The 16,961-nt window shown below is 63.4% G+C and carries 11 protein-coding genes and 1 tRNA gene; 7 read left to right on the top strand and 5 right to left on the bottom strand.

Features of this window, described 5'->3' with window-relative positions; all coding sequences use genetic code 11:
• Nucleotides 1-9 precede the first annotated feature (9 nt).
• Nucleotides 10-489: an SsrA-binding protein SmpB gene (smpB, locus tag DSD28_RS23440; protein WP_119258846.1), complete on the bottom strand. Its 480-nt coding sequence runs from the start codon at nt 487-489 to the stop codon at nt 10-12.
• 1 nt (nt 490) lies between these two features.
• Entirely contained in the window at nt 491-1,375 is an 885-nt protein-coding gene (dapA, locus tag DSD28_RS23445; protein ID WP_119258847.1) for a 4-hydroxy-tetrahydrodipicolinate synthase, read from the bottom strand.
• 321 nt (nt 1,376-1,696) lie between these two features.
• Here dapA and DSD28_RS23450 point away from each other — a divergent pair, with 321 nt between their 5' ends.
• Together DSD28_RS23450 and DSD28_RS23455 are read left to right on the top strand one after the other, a co-directional pair.
• Complete coding sequence (locus DSD28_RS23450; RefSeq protein WP_119258848.1) at nt 1,697-3,766, top strand: lytic transglycosylase domain-containing protein; 2,070 nt, start codon at nt 1,697-1,699, stop codon at nt 3,764-3,766.
• Nucleotides 3,767-3,915: 149 nt separating this feature from the next.
• Nucleotides 3,916-4,794, top strand: a complete 879-nt coding sequence (locus tag DSD28_RS23455) for an alpha/beta fold hydrolase (RefSeq protein WP_119258849.1) — start codon at nt 3,916-3,918, stop codon at nt 4,792-4,794.
• A gap of 89 nt (nt 4,795-4,883) precedes the next feature.
• Here DSD28_RS23455 and DSD28_RS23460 read toward each other — a convergent pair whose 3' ends face one another.
• Complete coding sequence (locus tag DSD28_RS23460; protein ID WP_119258850.1) at nt 4,884-5,921, bottom strand: porin; 1,038 nt, start codon at nt 5,919-5,921, stop codon at nt 4,884-4,886.
• A 674-nt stretch (nt 5,922-6,595) separates the two neighbouring features.
• Between DSD28_RS23460 and DSD28_RS23465 the strand changes: the two genes are divergently transcribed.
• From DSD28_RS23465 to DSD28_RS23475, 3 genes are all read left to right on the top strand, one after another.
• Entirely contained in the window at nt 6,596-7,675 is a 1,080-nt protein-coding gene (locus tag DSD28_RS23465; protein ID WP_119258851.1) for a porin, read from the top strand.
• Between the two features lie 148 nt (nt 7,676-7,823).
• A complete protein-coding gene (locus DSD28_RS23470; RefSeq protein ID WP_119258852.1) occupies nt 7,824-8,735 on the top strand; it encodes a site-specific integrase in 912 nt (303 codons plus the stop codon).
• A gap of 324 nt (nt 8,736-9,059) precedes the next feature.
• Nucleotides 9,060-9,149 (top strand) — tRNA-Ser (locus DSD28_RS23475).
• A gap of 143 nt (nt 9,150-9,292) precedes the next feature.
• Here the strand turns inward: DSD28_RS23475 and DSD28_RS23480 are convergent.
• Both DSD28_RS23480 and DSD28_RS23485 read right to left on the bottom strand, forming a co-directional pair.
• On the bottom strand, nt 9,293-12,640 hold the full coding sequence (locus DSD28_RS23480; protein ID WP_162911527.1) for a caspase family protein: 3,348 nt from the start codon (nt 12,638-12,640) through the stop codon (nt 9,293-9,295).
• Nucleotides 12,641-12,737: 97 nt separating this feature from the next.
• On the bottom strand, nt 12,738-13,859 hold the full coding sequence (locus tag DSD28_RS23485; protein WP_119258854.1) for a Gfo/Idh/MocA family protein: 1,122 nt from the start codon (nt 13,857-13,859) through the stop codon (nt 12,738-12,740).
• A gap of 190 nt (nt 13,860-14,049) precedes the next feature.
• Here DSD28_RS23485 and DSD28_RS23490 point away from each other — a divergent pair, with 190 nt between their 5' ends.
• Both DSD28_RS23490 and DSD28_RS23495 read left to right on the top strand, forming a co-directional pair.
• Entirely contained in the window at nt 14,050-14,922 is an 873-nt protein-coding gene (locus tag DSD28_RS23490; RefSeq protein WP_119258855.1) for a MurR/RpiR family transcriptional regulator, read from the top strand.
• Between the two features lie 104 nt (nt 14,923-15,026).
• The gene (locus tag DSD28_RS23495) at nt 15,027-16,949 is read left to right on the top strand and encodes a bifunctional 5-dehydro-2-deoxygluconokinase/5-dehydro-2-deoxyphosphogluconate aldolase (RefSeq protein WP_119258925.1); all 1,923 of its coding nucleotides are present in this window, start codon (nt 15,027-15,029) and stop codon (nt 16,947-16,949) included.
• The last annotated feature ends 12 nt before the right edge of the window (nt 16,950-16,961 follow it).

The raw sequence follows: 16,961 nt of genomic DNA on the forward strand, positions 1-16,961 counted from the left end.
AAGGCCGGATCAGCCGCGTTCGCGCAGCAGCCGGCCCTTCTGGCGGTTCCAGTCGCGTTCCTTCTCCGTCTCGCGCTTGTCGTGCAGCTTCTTGCCCTTGGCGAGCGCGAGTTCGAGCTTGGCCCGGCCGCTGTCGTTGAAATAGATCTTCAGCGGCACGAGGGTCATGCCCTCTCGGTTGATCGCGACGCGCAGGCGATGGATCTCGCGACGCGACAGGAGGAGTTTGCGCCGCCGCCGCGTCTCGTGGTTGAAGCGGTTCGCCTGCAGGTATTCCGGCAGGTAGGAATTGATCAGCCAGATTTCGCCACCCTCGTCGGAGGCGTAGGATTCGGCGATATTCGCCTTGCCTTCGCGCAGCGACTTGACCTCCGTGCCGGTCAGCACGAGACCGGCCTCGTAGGTATCCACGATCTCGTAGTTGTAGCGGGCCTTGCGGTTCTCCGCGACAATCTTCTTGATCGTTGTCGGACGCGCTTTCGTCGCCATGTCAGTTCAACAGCCCGGCGTGGCGCAACGCCGCGTCGATGGCCGCCTCCGTGGCCGGCTCCAGCGAGGAGACGAGCGGGGAGCGGACGGTGCGGTTCATCCCGCGCACGCGCGAGAGGCCGTATTTCGCACCGCAGACGCCCGGCTCCATGAAGATCGCCTTGTGCAGCGGCATCAGCCGGTCCTGGTATTCCAGCGCCTTGGCATAGTCGCCGGCAAGCGTCGCCTTCTGGAACTCGGCACAGAGCCGCGGGGCGACATTGGCCGTGACCGAGATGCAGCCGACGCCGCCATGGGCGTTGAAGCCGAGCGCGGTCGCATCCTCGCCCGAAAGCTGGACGAAGTCCTTGCCGCAAGCGATGCGCTGCTCGGAAACGCGCTCGATCTTGCCCGTCGCATCCTTGACGCCCATGATCGAGGGATGCGCCTTGTGCAGCGCGCCCATCGTTTCCGGCGTCATGTCGATCACCGAACGGCCCGGAATGTTGTAGATGACGATCGGCACCTTCACGGCCTCGGCGACGGCCGCGAAATGCGCGAAGAGGCCCTTCTGCGTCGGCTTGTTGTAATAGGGCGTGACGACGAGGATCGCGTCCGCGCCCGCCTTTTCGGCGTGCTGGGCGAGATCGATCGCTTCCTTGGTGTTGTTGGAGCCGGCGCCGGCGATCACCGGAACGCGGCCGGCGGCAACCTTGATGCAGAGTTCCACCACCCGTTTGTGCTCGTCATGCGACAGCGTCGGCGATTCGCCGGTGGTGCCGACCGGCACGAGGCCGTGGCTGCCTTCGCCGATCTGCCATTCCACATGCGCGGCAAAGGCGTCTTCATCGACGGCGCCGGCAGCCGTGAACGGGGTGACGAGAGCGGGAATGGATCCCTTGAACATCGAGAACTCCTGAGGCCAGAGCCGCCGCAAGGGCATACATGCTTTGGCCGTATTCCGTGGTTAAAAACGGTCGCACAATAATCATGTGACAGGGATGCGGCAAGCGCGCGACGGGCGTTTTCATGCACGATCAAGGCGGAAATCCGCATGCCCGCATGAATAGTTACGCTGCTTCATCCGTCGCCTGAGAACCGGCAGCCTTCACGGATTGGTGAGAGGCGCGGTTAAGGTTTCGTTAAGGCAACGAAGGGTTAATGTTTGTCGGAGAACAGGCGGAAAGCGAGGGTCCATGCGCCGCCTGCCAGGTATCCGGGACGTAGCATGATCTCGAGAAACGGTTTTGCCCTTTGCGCCTTGCTGCTTGCCGGAGCGGCTACCCTTGCGCTCCACTCCTCGCCCGTCGAGGCGGATAATTCCGCCGTGCCGGAGATCAAGCCGCTCGGCTTCGCCGCCCAGATGCCCTCCCCCGAGGTGATCACCAATGCCATTCCGCGCGCCGAGGCCCTGCAGCCGGTCAATCCGGACCTCAGCGCCGGGCTCGACGCGCTTTCCAACCGCGATCCTGCCGCCGCCATCGCCGCGCGCGACCGCCTTCCTTCCGGCAGCCTTGACCGGCATATCCTCACCTGGGCCATTGCCGTTTCCGGCCAGCGGGGCGTTCCCTCGCTTGAAATCGCCAGCGCCCAGCGCGAACTCAAGGGCTGGCCGGGCCTGAAGGCGCTGCGCGGCCATTCCGAGCGGGCGCTCGCCCGCGAGAACCCGCCGGTCGCAGACGTGCTGGCCGCCTTCGGTACCACCCGCCCGGAAACGCCGGAAGGCGCCATCGTGCTGTCCCGCGCGCTCGTCGCCTCTGGTGAGACGGCGCGCGCGACCGAGGTCCTGCGCTCATTCTGGCAGAAGGAGGCGCTCACCAAGGACCTCGAAAGCCAGATCCTTGGCGAGTTCGGCACGCTTCTTACCGTCGCGGATCACAAGGCTCGCATGGAGATGCTGCTTTACCGCGACCGCGCCGACCAGGCACAGCGTTTCGGCGACCTCGGCAAGGCGCAATCCTTCTACCGCGCCTGGGCGGCCGTCATCCGCAAGAACCGGACTGCCGGCGACCTTATCAAGGTCGTGGATGCGAGTTGGCAGAAGGACCCCGCCTATACCTATCTGCGCATCCGCTACCTGCGGAACCGGGAAGATTACCGCGCGGCCGCGAAACTCTTTTCCGCCATGCCGGAAGATCCCGCACGGCTCGTCAATCCGGGCGCGTGGTGGAACGAGCAGCGCATCGTCAGCCGGGGGCTTGCCGACCTTGGCGACTATCGCGATGCCTATCGCGTCGCCGCCCGGCACGGCGCGGACGATCCGGCCGATATAGTGGAAGCAGAATTCCATGCCGGCTGGTATGCGCTGCGCGATCTCGGCGAGGCGAAGATCGCGGCAAAGCACTTCCAGCGCATCCTGCAGGTCTCCGACAGGCCGATCTCCGTCTCCCGCGCCTGGTACTGGCTCGGGCGCGCGGCGGAAAAGGGCGGGCCGGGTGATGCGAAGGATTATTTCACCAAGGCCGCGAACTTTCCCGGTACCTTCTACGGCCAGCTTGCCGCTGCCCGGCTCGGCCGCACGACGCTGAATGTCGCCTATCCGACGCCGACGGCGGAGGAGCGCACGAGCTTCCGCCAGCGCGAGGCCGTGCAGGCCATCGCCCGCCTTCAGGCCGCCGGCCATGGCTGGCGGGGCGATAGCCTCTACCGGGCGCTCGCGGGCGAGCTGATGAGCCCCGGCGAACTTGCGCTCCTTGCCGCCGACGCGGAGAAGGACGGCAACCACCAGCTTTCCCTGCAGATCGGCAAGATCGCTTTTGGGCGCGGTATCGATGTGGCGGCGCTCGCCTTCCCCATCGGCGTCATTCCGGATGGCGCCAATATAGCCGGCTCCGGCAAGGCGCTCGCCTATGCCATCGCGCGGCAGGAAAGCGCCTTCAACCCGGCCGCCGTTTCCGCCGCCAATGCACAAGGGCTGCTGCAGCTCATGCCCGGCACGGCGGAAGGCGTCGCCAAGCGCTACGGCCTTGCCTATTCGAAGGGGCGGCTGACGACGGACGCCGCCTATAATGCGACGCTCGGCGCGCATTATCTCGGCGAGCAGATCGACAAGTTCGGCGGCTCCTATGTCCTCACCTTCATCGCCTACAATGCCGGCCCGCGCCGCGTACCGCAGTGGATCGCCCGCTATGGCGACCCGCGCGGCAAGCCGATCGATGAGGTGGTGGACTGGATCGAGCGCATCCCCTTCTCCGAGACGCGCGGCTATGTGCAGCGCGTCATGGAGAATTATCAGGTCTACAAGACCCGCCTCGGCCAGAAGGCCGATATCGTGCATGATTTAAGCGTGGGGCGCTGAGGCGGCCGCGCCTTGCAATGACGCACGCCAAAAATTCTGCCTCGCCGCATGAATGCTCTATCTCTTTGTTTTCATGCGAAGGCGGGCGTAACGGCTTCGCATGCCGCACGAAATTGCTCTAGTCTGCCTCCAGATCAGGAGGCCTGTGCATGACGAACGATACCAGCCGCTTCTTTTCCGCACCGGACGGGCTGCAACTGCATGCTCGCGACTACCAGCCCGCGCCGGGAGGGGAAAGACGCCTCCCCGTCATCTGCCTGCCGGGACTCAGCCGCAACGCGCGGGACTTCCACCCATTCGCCACGCTTCTCTCGCAGGACGCGGCCTTGCCCCGCCGGGTCGTCGCGCTCGACTATCGCGGCCGAGGACTTTCCGCCTGGGACAACGATGCCGCCAACTATAATGTCGTTATCGAATGCCGCGACGTCATCGCCGCATGCGCCGCGCTCGGCATATCGCGCGCGATCTTCGTCGGCACCTCCCGCGGCGGCCTCATCCTGCATGTCATGGCGGCAACGCAGCCGGACCTCATCGACGCCGCAGTCCTCAACGACATAGGGCCGGCAATCGAGGCCGAAGGACTGAAGGAAATTCGCGACTATCTCGCGAACCGCGCCTTCCTGGAAACCTTCGAAGACGCCGCCGACGCGCTCAAACGCATCCACGGCCCCACCTTCCCCGCCCTTTCCCGGGCGGATTGGCTCGATATGGCCCACGCCATCTATAGAGATACGAACGGCCGCATCGCAGCCGATCACGATCCCCGGCTGGCCGACCAGTTGCAGGCCGTGGATTTCAGCCAGCCTCTGCCGACGCTATGGCCGCAATTCGCTCTTCTGGCGGAACGGCCCCTGCTCGTGGTGCGGGGAGAACATTCGAGGCTGTTCTCAACGGAAACTATGGAACGCATGAAGGCGGAGGCCCCGAATCTGGAGACGGCTACCGCCGAAGGCCAGGGTCATACCCCACTGCTTCATCACCGCAGCCTGTTTCCGCGGATAAGGGCTTTCCTGAATCACCGGCCGTAGGAAGGCAGCCTTTTCCAAAAAGCAGGCTGAATAGAAAAACCCGCAGCCTCAGGGAGGCTGCGGGTCATTCATCCGATTATGAAATCAGATTAGAACGAGCGCTGCAGGCGCAGGAAGCCCGAGACGAAGTCGTCGGATTCATCCGGATCGGTGTAGTTGACCGTCGCCTTGAGAGCAAGGTTTTCGACGATCTGGTAGTCGACCGTCAGGCCAACGCGCCATGCGTCGTTGCCGTTAACCTGCTTGTAGTCGCCGAAGTACTGGGCGCCAGGCGTGATGGCCAGCTTGTCGGTTGCCTTGAACGAGTAGTCTGCCGCAACGCTCCACTCGGATTCGTTGTAGTAGACGTTCCAGCCGCTCGAGTAGAGGCCCATGACTTCGAGGGTGCCCGGACCAACTTCAGCCGAGAGCCAAGCGCGGACTGCGCCTTCTTCAGCGGCGTTGTCGTATGCGCCGAGCAGTTCGAAGTTCACGCCACCGAGGGTCGCTGCAACCATGCCGGAGAAGCCGACATTGTTGTGAGCGTTACCGGTGCCAGCAAAGGAATCCCAGTAGTCCGGAATTTCGTCGACCGACAGACCGGCGCGGAAGGTGCCGCCGTCATAGACGTAGCGAACCGAGGTGAAGCGGGTCTTGTAAGACGCCGTTTCGGTTTCGCCGATCATGTCGTTATCCCACCAGTTCAGGAAGGTACCGGCACGGAAGCCACCGAGTTCAATGTAAGCTTCGTCGAGGTAGAAGTCGTTCGTAGCGCCGCTACCTGCGATGCCGTCGGGAAGACCATCAACGTCGTTGCCAGCTTCGCCGTGGATGGCGATGAAGCTCGTGAGCGTGCCGAGTTCCGTGTCGGACTTGGCCTGAACTTCGAGACGAGCGCGGGTCCAGGTGTTCCAGTCAGATGCCTCGAAGGCGTCACGACCGAAGTCGGTCTGGAAACGGATGTAACCGCCGATCTTGAGGCAGGTTTCGGTGCCCGGGATGTAGAAGAAGCCGGTGCCGAAGGCGTCGCAAACGCGAACGTATTCCATGGGCTCAGGCTCAGCAGCAACGATAGCGTCGGCAGCCTGTGCGCCAGATACTGCTGCGAGAGCCGCAGCGGAGCCGATGAGAAGGCTCTTGATGTTCATTTCTGACCTCCAGTCAAAAAGTTTCAAACGGGTCTGGGTTTTTTGCTGAAGGACAGCGTTCCCTGCCCCATCCCCAAGTTCAGGAAGCGGACGATCAACCGCCCCTGCTTCCGAAGCTGAAAATACAAGACGCGTTTCCGTAAGCAATCACCAAACTGAAACGAGAGGGGGTTTGCGCCAGCCTTCGCCCCGCGCTGTTGCGCAAAGGACACAAAACGGCAGGCCGGATCGCTAAAAGTTTATGGATTCTTAACAAAACACCTTATGAAGCGGGCACTTAGCGGGCGCCCGACCATCATATGGCATGCCACAAACCCGGCGAGAAGCGGGCAAATGCGGCCCCGCAAGGTGGCGGTGAAGCGTTTTTAGCGCGGCGGTTCGGCTCCGACTCCGCCCTTTTCATGCAGACCGGAAGAGAATCGCTGTCGTCATTTACCTGTTCGATTCGCCCGAGTCGGCGCGCCAGCAGTCATCGATTGGGCGAGCTGCGTCGCTTCGCCTTTGCATGGAGACCACGCACTTTTTTCACTCCAGTTGCCAGCGATGCGTCGGGCTATCGTCACATCGAACCTGCGCCAAGGCGCAAGACACACTCTATATATAGCCATCTCCGACCAAGGGTTGATCAGGCCCCACAAAACACATGCGGGGCTCTTTTTGACTGGAGGTCAGAAATGAACATCAAGAGCCTTCTCATCGGCTCCGCTGCGGCTCTCGCAGCAGTATCTGGCGCACAGGCTGCCGACGCTATCGTTGCTGCTGAGCCTGAGCCCATGGAATACGTTCGCGTTTGCGACGCCTTCGGCACCGGCTTCTTCTACATCCCGGGCACCGAAACCTGCCTCAAGATCGGCGGTTACATCCGTTTCCAGACCGACTTCGGTCGTGACGAATTCGGTCGTTCTGACTGGAACACCTGGACCCGTGGTCACCTGGCCATTGAAGCCAAGTCCGACACGGAACTCGGCACGCTCTCGAGCGTCATCACCATTCAGGGTGAAGCTGGCAACGCTGCCTTCGCCGACAACGGTGCGGTGCTTGCTGCCGACCGTAACGTGTCTGCACTCGGTAGCGGCGCTTCGGACCTCTATTTCGATGAAGTCTACCTCGAACTCGGTGGCTTCCGTGCCGGTACCTTCCTGAACTGGTGGGATAACGACATGATCGGCGAAACGGAAACGGCGTCGAACGTCACCCGTTTCACCTCGGTTCGTTACGTCTATGACGGCGGCGCCTTCCGCGCCGGTCTGTCGGTCGATGAAATCCCGGACTACTACGACACCACGTTCGCCGGCGCTCCGGTCGTGACGACGCTCAGGACGCATAACGGTGTCGGCATCTCCGGCATGGTTGCAGCGACCCTCGGTGGCGTGAACTTCGAACTGCTCGGCGCCTACGACAACGCCGCTGAAGAAGGCGCAGTCCGCGGCTGGCTCTCGGCTGAAGTTGGTCCGGGCACCTTCGAACTGATGGGCCTCTATGCAAGCGGTCAGAACGCTTACTACGACGCCGCCAAGTGGAGCGTTGCTGCCGACTACTCGTTCAAGGCAACCGACAAGCTGTCGATCACGCCCGGCGCCCAGTACTTCGGCGACTTCGATCTCGTAAAGGGCAACGATGCATGGCGCGTTGGCCTGACGGTCGACTACCAGGTCGTCGAAAACCTCGCTGTCAAGGCAACGGTTAACTACACCGATCCGGATGAAGGTGACAGCGAAGTCAGCGGCTTCCTGCGTCTGCAGCGTAACTTCTAAGTCGATCTGACTTAGCCGAAAAGAGGGGGATCATCCGGCCTGAAAAGGCCGGGTGCTCCCCTATTTCTGTTGTTTGGGGCTTTTCAACAGAATTTGCTAACTATATTATGCAACCAATGGGCGATCAAGATCGTGCCGGGGGAGCGAAATGTTACAAACTACCCAAGTTAACAGTCTCTATAAATTGGATTATCAGCTCGGCGGAATAAAGGGCCGAACGTCTCAACTCAACAGCCTTCGGGCCTTGCTCGGCCGCTATGTCGATGTCCTTTGGGAACCGGGCTCGCACAAATACAATGTCTCGTCCTTTATCGGCGAACTCGACGAGGTTCTGTTCGGGGCGGAATTTTCGGAATTCACTGACGAGATGCTGGACACGCTGATCTCGGCGCTTCGCAAGCGGGGCAACAGCAACGCCACGATCAACCGGAAGATGGCGGCGCTCAGCAAGCTTCTGCGCAAGGCCCACAAGATGGGCGACATCCAGAGCCTGCCGGAATTCAAGCGCCTGAAGGAAAAGGCGGGACGCATCCGTTTTCTGGAGCCGGAGGAGGAAACGCGGCTTTTTGAGGCTATTTCCGAAAAGTCGGACCTCTATGGCCGTTTCTGCATCTTCCTGATCGACACCGGCGCACGTCTTGGCGAAGGCATAGGCCTGCGCTGGCAGGATCTCAACCGTGACCGCGCAACCTTCTGGCTGACGAAAAGCGGCAAAAGCCGCTCCGTTCCCCTCACCGAGCGGGCGGCGGCGGCCATACAGGCTTCGGAGCGAACGCGGCGGGGGCCGTTTACCAACATCATCCAGGCGAAATTCAGGGCCGCCTGGAACGAGGCGAAGCAGGAAGTGGGACTCGGCTCAGAGCCGGACGTCGTGCCGCACATCCTGCGCCACACCTGCGCCTCACGGCTGGTCCAGGGTGGCATCGATATTCGTCGCGTCCAGACATGGCTCGGCCACCAGACATTGCAGATGACCATGCGTTATGCGCATCTGGCTTCGGGCGATCTCGATATCTGCGTGCCGATCCTCGAGCGCGCCGCTCGCGCGAAGACGGTTTGACGGCCGGATTTACTCCGCCGGCGCCGGATTGCATTCGGCGCCGGCGATGTCGACTGCCCACGAGAATCAGATGAAGCGACAAGCTGCGGCGAGCATCTTTCGGCTTTCAAGCCGGCTTCGTTTGCAGTCGCAGCATCAGCATCCCGGGCGGCGCACGGATGGGAAACAAGCATTGCGGAAAGCTTGCGGAAACAGGCCGAGAAACAATGGCTTGCGCCCTCTTTTTCGTCGAGCCGGCCTCTGCTGTTGAAATTCAGAATATTGTCGCAAGAACCGAAAAAAGCCTTGCAATCTCAGTCCATGCCGCATAGTGAAACCGCGAGCGGAGAGGTGGCCGAGTGGTCGAAGGCGCTCCCCTGCTAAGGGAGTATACCGGAAACGGTATCGAGGGTTCGAATCCCTTCTTCTCCGCCAGTTCCCCCTACCCTTTCCTTTATTTCATATTCCAGGCGTCCGCTGTCGCTTGCTCATACAAGCTGCCACGCGGTTATCGTTCGACATGAAAAGCCGCCGGAAACGGTCGTTTCCAGCGGCTTTGCTCTGTGTACCGGCGCGGCTCAGGTGCGGGCGGCGAGGCGGTCGATGGCGTTTTGCGTCGAAGCGCCGAAATCGCCATCGACGGGGCCGTTGTAGTAGCCACGGTCACGCAGGATCTGCTGGAACTCCTTGCGGAACTGCGGCGTGAAGTTCGCCGGAGAGCCCTTGAGCTCCTGCAGCTTGCCCTGGTCGCCGCCTTCCACGCTGGCGGCGGCCCAGCGGGCGGCCTCCTTGGCGTTGGCGCGGGTGCCGAGGCCCTGGTCGTAAAGGCGCGAGAGGTTGCCCATGGCGTAGGTATTGCCGCCACTGGCCGCCTTCTCGTACCAGTTCAGGGCTTCGACATAGTCCTGCTTCACGCCGTTGCCGGCATCATAGAGCCAGCCGAGCGAGGCCATGGAATAGTAGTCGTTGAAGGCCGCGGCCTTCTCGTACCACTTGCGCGCCTCGGCATAATCGACCGCCACGCCGAGGCCGGACTGGTAGGCATAGCCGACCGAGGACATGGCGTTGATGTCGCCGCCTTCCGCGCCCTTCTTGTACCAGTCGAGCGAGATGTTGTGGTCGCGCGGCGTGCCAAGGCCTTCGCGGTAGAACCAGCCCATCGTGGCCTGCGCGTTGGCATAGCCCTGTTCGGCGGCCTTGCGGTACCACTTGATCGCCTCGTCATAGTCCTTGCGCGTGCCGTTGTAGCCTTCGCGGTAGAGCCAGCCGAGGGACGCCTGGGCATAGGCATTGCCGGCATTGGCGGCCTGCTCGAACATGCGCGTGCCCTTGCCCATGTCGACAGCGCCGTCCGTGCCGTAGATCGAATACCAGGCAAGGTTGGTCAGCGCGTAGAGGTTCCCCGCATCGGCCGCCTTCTGGTAATTCTCGCGCGCCTGCGGATAGTTGCGCGCGGCATCGTGGGCGCGGCCCAGCATGTTGCGAAGCGAATTGTCCGAGGGGTTGGCGTCCAGCGCCGCCTCGCAGACCGGTATAGCCCGGCCATAGTCGATCTGCGCGAAGAGCTTGCCGACGAAGCCCGGACGGACATTCGGCTCGCCCGCCAGCTCGTAGCACTGCTCGGCCTCCGAGCCGCTGAGGGCGACGGTCGACTGGCCCGTCGTCGTGACGGTCGAGGTGCCGGCGCTCGACAGCGTGCTGTCGTTGCGGCCCGTCGCCAGCTTTTCGATCGCGGCCATGGTGGCCGGGCCGAATTCGCCGTCGGACGCGCCGCTGTAATAGCCGCGCTCCTTCAGGAGATCCTGCATTTCCCGGCGGAAGGCGACGGTGAAGTTGCCGGGATTCTCCTTCAGTTCCTTCAGCTTGGTGGCATCGCCGCTCTCGATGCTGGCGGCGGCCCAGCGGACGGCCTCCTTCGCGTCCGACGGCGTGCCGAGGCCCTGGTCGTAGAGGCGCGAAAGGTTGCCCATGGCATAGGAGCTGCCGGCATTGGCCGCCTTCTCGTACCAGTAGCGGGCCTCCACATAGTCCTGCTTCACGCCGTTGCCGACGTCATAGAGCCAGGCGAGCGAGGCCATGGAATAGGCGTCGCCGATATTGGCGGCCTTTTCGTACCAGACCTTCGCCTCGCCGTAGTTCTGCGACGTGCCGAGGCCGTTCTGGTAGGCCCAGCCGAGCGAGGACATGGCGTTGGCATCGCCCGCATCGGCGGCCTTGCGGTACCAGGCGAGCGACTGGACATAATCCTGCGAGACGCCGAGACCTTCGCGGTAGAACCAGCCCATGGTCGCCATGGCATTGGCATAGCCCTGGTTTGCGGACTGCTGATACCACTTCAAGGCCTCGTTATAGTCCTGGCGGGTGCCGCCATAGCCTTCCCGGTACAGCCAGCCGAGCGAGGCCTGCGCATAGGAATTGCCGGCGATCGCCGCCTTCTCGAACATCGAGAGGCCCTTGGCCACGTCGACCGGTCCATCCGTGCCGTAGATCGAGAACCAGGCGAGGTTGGTGAGCGCGTACATGTTGCCGAGCTCGATGGCCTTCTCGTAGTTGCGCCGCGCCTCGACATAGTTGCGGTCGGCGTCGTGCGAGCGGCCGAGCAGGTTCACCAGCATGCCGTCGGAGGGATTCTCGTTGACGGCCTGCGCGCAGGCGGTGAGCGCCCGCTTGGCGTCGATCTTCAAGAAGTTGACGCCCATGAAGCCGGGCAGCGACTGCGGCTCGCCGGCCAGGAGGAAGCAATCGCGCGAGGCGGCCGTTTCCTTGGCGGCGAGGTTGACGCTGAGGCCCTTCTTCGGCTCCAGCGCGGCGATCAGGTGTTCGGCATCGCCGCGGTGCTGGCTGTCCGGATAGCGCTCGATGAAGCGCTGCAGGGCGGCCGCGTCGGTCGATTCCTTCAGCGCCTCCCAGGCGATGCTTGCCGCGTCCTGGCCTTCGTTCTGGGTGGCCTCCTTGAGGCTGGCGAGCTTCTTTTCCGCCAGCATCTTGTAGACCGGGTCCTTGCCGTGCTTGGCGATGAAGGCGTTGATCAGGTCCTCGTCGGCAAGGTCGCGGATGTTCTGCCAGTCGGCGGCCGCCTCGGACTGGCCGTTCGGCGAGACTTCCTGCGTGTTGCCGCTGTTGGTGATGTTGATGTTCACTTCCTTGATGTTCAGGAAGATCTGCGCCCCGCCGAGCGAACCGTAGACGAAGGGTTCCTGCTCGCGGTTGGTCGCCTGCACCACCTCGTCGCGCACCTTGCCGAGCGCGATGCGCACGTCGAGGCCCGGCTCGGTGAGATATTTCGCGAGCGCCGTGGCGAAGGGGCTGTTCCTGCCCTCCCCGTCCAGCGCCACCGTGCCGGCCTTGGAGGCGAAGGCGATCAGCGTGTCGGCCGATTCGGGCTCGACGCGGGCAAGGCCGCGGCTGACGGCGCGCGTGCCGATGGAGCGCGTCATGGAGGCGGCGAAGGGATTGTTGCGGCAGGCGTCGAGAATGAAGAGCTTCAGCTTCTTGGCGCCTTCCAGCGAGCGCTGGACGCGGTCGATGGCGACGCTCTCGTCCTCGACGTCGCGGTCGCTCCTCAGCGCCGCGTCGACGGGGATCAGGTAATTGACCCCGTTCATCTCCATCGCGTGGCCGGAATAGTAGACCACGGCCATTTCCGCATCGATGGATTCGTCCTCGAAATCGCGCAGCGCCTTGACCATGGCGGCGCGGTCGAGATCGAAGACGGTCTTCACGGAATCAAAGCCCGCTTCCTGGAACGAGGCGCGCATCAGCTCCACGTCGTTCGCAGGATTGTTGAGCGGTGCGGTTTCCTCGTATTTCTGATTGCCTATCAGCAGCGCCACGCGTTTGGCCTCTGCGGCGCCCGCGTTGAACACAACGACAGCAATCGAGACAAGGAAAACCGGCGCCCAGCGTTTCGGTAGTCGCTTGAACATGCCCATCCCTCCGGCATTATTGCCGAGAGTATTACGTATGGGATTGGCCGTTTCAATGCGTGGCCGGCCGGATTTTTTGGACCCGGCCAACGGAAACTCACGCAGAGGCGATCTCCACCCAGCGTGCCTCGCGGAACGACCGCGCCATGGCGTGCACGGATTGCTCGATGCGCAGACCATGATTGAAATCAATGGAATGCGAGGCCATGCCGGCGATTGCGGCGATCAGCTCGCGGCATTCGATGACCTTGAGATCGTTGAAGCCGAGGCCGTGGCCGGGCGCCGGGATGAAGCGGTCATAGGGCCTGTGGTGCGGCGCGGTCAGGACTGTGGAAAAGCCCTGCTCGGTGGCGCGGCCTTCGGTCGTGTAGAGCTGGAACTCGTTCATGCGCTCCTGGTCGTAGAGGATCGAGCCCTTCGAGCCGTAGATCTGCAGGGCGATGCGGCCCTTGCGGCCCCAGGCGGAGCGGTTGGCCATCAGCACGCCGGAAATGCCGCCGGGAAGGCGCATCAGGACGCTGGCGATATCGTGGTTCTCGACGGCGCGGCGGCCGCCTTCCTTCAGCGGGCGCTCGGCATAGGGTTTCGCCAGCGAGGCGATGACGGCCTCGACATGGCCGAAGAGGCTCCAGAGCAGCGAAAGCGGGTGCACCGCGAAATCGTCGAGCGCGCCGTAGCCGGAGGATGCCTCGCTCTTCCAGTAGAAGGGTGCGCCCGGATCGGCCATGAAGTCCTCGTCCATCTCGATGCGGACATGGTTGACCGTGCCGATGCGGCCCTCGTCGAGCAGCAGGCGGATGTGCCGCATGACAGGATTCTGAATGTAATTGTAGCCCATCACGGCCACCTTGCCCGACGTGCGCTGGGCTGCGAGCATGCGCTCGGCATCGGCGAAGGCCGGCGCCATCGGCTTCTCGCACCAGACATGCTTGCCGGCCTCGAGCGCGGCGATGGCCATCTCGGCGTGGAACTGGTTCGGCGTGGTGACGGAAATGACATCGATCTCGGGATCGGACAGGAGGTCGCGCCAGTCGGCGGTGGATCTTGCGAAGCCGAATTCGCGGGCGCGGCTTGCCGCCAGCTCCGCATTGGCCTCGGCGAGATGCACGAGGCGCGGGCGCTCGACGTCGCCGAAGACGGTGCTGACATTGTTCCAGGCGAGCGCATGGCACTTGCCCATGTAACCCGTGCCGATCAGTCCGATACCCAAGGCCTTCATGACAATCCTCCATCGTCTCCGGCCCTCGCAAAACCGCTACGCAGTTTCGCAAGAGTTGATATACCTCGCGCTGAGGGCGCGCCTTGCGCCATCCATAGCGGGAAAGATTTGGAACGAAAACTATCTTTTCCGAAGATATGGAATATTTATTTCATTTGTCGCAGAATGGCCGCACGAGGAGAACAGATCCATGAACAGCAGCGAAGCGGCCCTTACGCGCGTGCCCCGCGATTTCGACAGCCTGCGCAGCGTCATCATCGAGCGCAAGGCGACCATGCCGAAGCGGCTGGCGCAGGTGGCGGCCTATGCGCTTTCCAACCCGGACGACATGGCCTTCGGCACGGCGGCGAGCATCGCGACGGCGGCCGACGTGCAGCCTTCGACGCTGGTACGCCTTGCCCACCACCTCGGCTACGAAGGCTTTTCCGACCTCCAGAACGTCTTTCGCGCGCGCCTGCGCGACCGCACGCTTTCCTATGAGGAGCGCATGCTCTCGCTGGAGGCGGGGCCGGCGGCCAACAGCGACGCGGAACTGCTCTCCGGCTTCCTGACGGCGGCGAGCCAGTCGGTGGCGCGGCTCGCCGGCACCATCGACGGCGAGACCTTCTCCAAGGCCGTCGACCTGCTCGCCCGGGCGGAAACCATCTATCTCGTCGCCAAGCGGCGCTCCTATCCGCTGACGGCGCATATCGCCTATGCCTTCGGCAAGCTCGGCATCCGCCACCAGATCATCGCCTCGCCGAACGGCATCGACCCCGAAATGACGCAGTTCGCGACGACCCGGGACGCCGTGATTGCCGCGAGCTTCGCGCCCTATGCCGCCGAGAGCCTGACGCAGGCGCAGGAGCTCGCCGCCCGGGGCGTACCCATCGTCGCCATCACCGATTCCGTCTTCTCCCCCCTCGCCGCCTCCGCCACCCACTGGTTCGAAGTGTCGGAGGCGGATTATGCCGGCTTCCGCTCGCTTTCCGCCTCCATCGCGCTCGCCATGGCGCTGCCGGTCGCCATCGCCGAGCGGCGGCGTAGCCTCAAGCGCTCGCCCAAAGGGAATGCTGTGGAATAGAAACGGAATGTATATTCCGAATTGACAGAATAATGGAATTCATGTTTCATTTTCCCGAAATCCGCCGCGCATCCACGACGGCGCCGCAAGACCGGGAGGAAGACATGCCCCATACCGACCAGACGAAGACGCTGGACGTCATCACGATCGGCCGTTCGTCCGTCGACCTCTACGGCCAGCAGCTCGGCACGCGCCTGGAAGACACGGCCTCCTTCGCGAAATCGGTCGGCGGCTGCCCGGCAAACATCGCCATCGGCACCGCCCGCCTCGGCCTCAGGTCCGCGCTCATCACCCGCGTCGGCGACGAGCAGATGGGCCGTTTCATCCGCGAACAGTCCGCCCGCGAGGGCGTCAATGTCGAGGGCATCAGGACCGACAGGGAGCGCCTGACGGCGCTCGTGCTGCTCGCCATCGAATCCGAGGGCGTTTCGCCGATGATCTTCGTGCGCACCGACTGCGCCGACATGGCGCTCGACGAGGGCGACGTGGACGAGGCCTTCGTGCGCTCCTCGCGCGCCGTGCTGGTTTCCGGCACGCACTTCTCCCGTCCCAACACCGAGGCCGCGCAGCGCAAGGCGATCCGCATCGCCAAAGAGAGCGGCGGCAAGGTCGTCTTCGACATCGACTACCGTCCGAACCTCTGGGGCCTTGCCGGCCATGCCGAGGGTTTCGAGCGCTATGTGAAGTCCGACCGCGTCTCGGCCATCATGAAATCCGTATTGCCGGATTGCGACCTGATCGTCGGCACCGAGGAGGAGATCATGATCGCCTCGGGCGCGGACGACGTGCTCGCCTCGCTGAAGGCGATCCGCGCGGTCTCCGCCGCCACCATCGTCCTGAAACGCGGCGCGATGGGCTGTATCGTCTATGACGGCCCGATCTCCGACGACCTGGAAGACGGCGTGGTGGGCCAGGGCTTTCCCATCGAGGTCTATAACGTGCTCGGCGCGGGGGATGCCTTCATGTCCGGCTTCCTTCGCGGCTGGCTTACTGGCGAGGACCATGCGACCTCCGCCACCTGGGCCAATGCCTGTGGCGCCTTCGCCGTCTCACGCCTGCTCTGCTCGCCGGAATATCCGAGCTGGGAGGAGCTGGAATTCTTCCTGAAGAACGGCAGCAAGCACCGGGCACTGCGCAAGGACGAGGCGATCAACCATATTCACTGGGCGACGAACCGCAAGCAGGGCGACATTCCGCTGCTCATGGCGCTCGCCTGCGACCACCGCATGCAACTCGTCGACGTCGCCGACGAACTCGGCGTGCCGCACGAAAAGATCTCGCAGTTCAAGCGCCTCACCGTGGAAGCCGCCGCGCGGGTTGCCGGTGGGCGGCCGGGCTATGGCATGCTGATCGACGAGCGCTTCGGGCGCGACGCCTTCTTCGACGCCGCCACCAAGGATTTCTCCTGGCTCGGCCGGCCGGTCGAGCTGCCGGGCTCCAAGCCGCTGCGCTTCGAATTCAGCCAGGATATCGGCTCGCAGCTCGTGGAATGGCCGCTCGACCATTGCATCAAGTGCCTGTGCTTCTACCATCCCGACGATCCGGCCGCGCTCAAGCAGGAGCAGCAGGAGAAGCTGCGCACGCTCTTCGAGGCGGCGCGCCGCGTCGGGCGCGAGCTGCTGGTCGAGATCATCGCCGGCAAGAACGGGCCGCTCAAGGACGATACGATCTCCACCGCGTTGCAGGAGCTCTACGATCTCGGCATCAAGCCGGACTGGTGGAAGCTGGAGCCGCAGGCCTCCCCGGAGGCATGGCGGAACATCGAGGCGGTGATCGCCAAGAACGATGTTTATTGCCGTGGTATCGTGCTGCTCGGGCTGGAGGCACCGACGGAGGACCTCATCAAGGCCTTCGAGGCGACGAAGGTGGCCCCGGCCGTCAAGGGCTTCGCCGTCGGCCGCACGATCTTCGCGGACGCCGCCCGCGCCTGGATGGCCGGCAGAATGGACGACGAGGCGGCCATCGCCGACATGGCCGGCCGCTTCCGCACGCTGACCGACGCCTGGCTCGGCACGCGCGGACTGTAAGACAGAGAATTT

Source organism: Shinella zoogloeoides, from assembly GCF_003574625.1.
GTDB lineage: Bacteria > Pseudomonadota > Alphaproteobacteria > Rhizobiales > Rhizobiaceae > Shinella > Shinella zoogloeoides_A.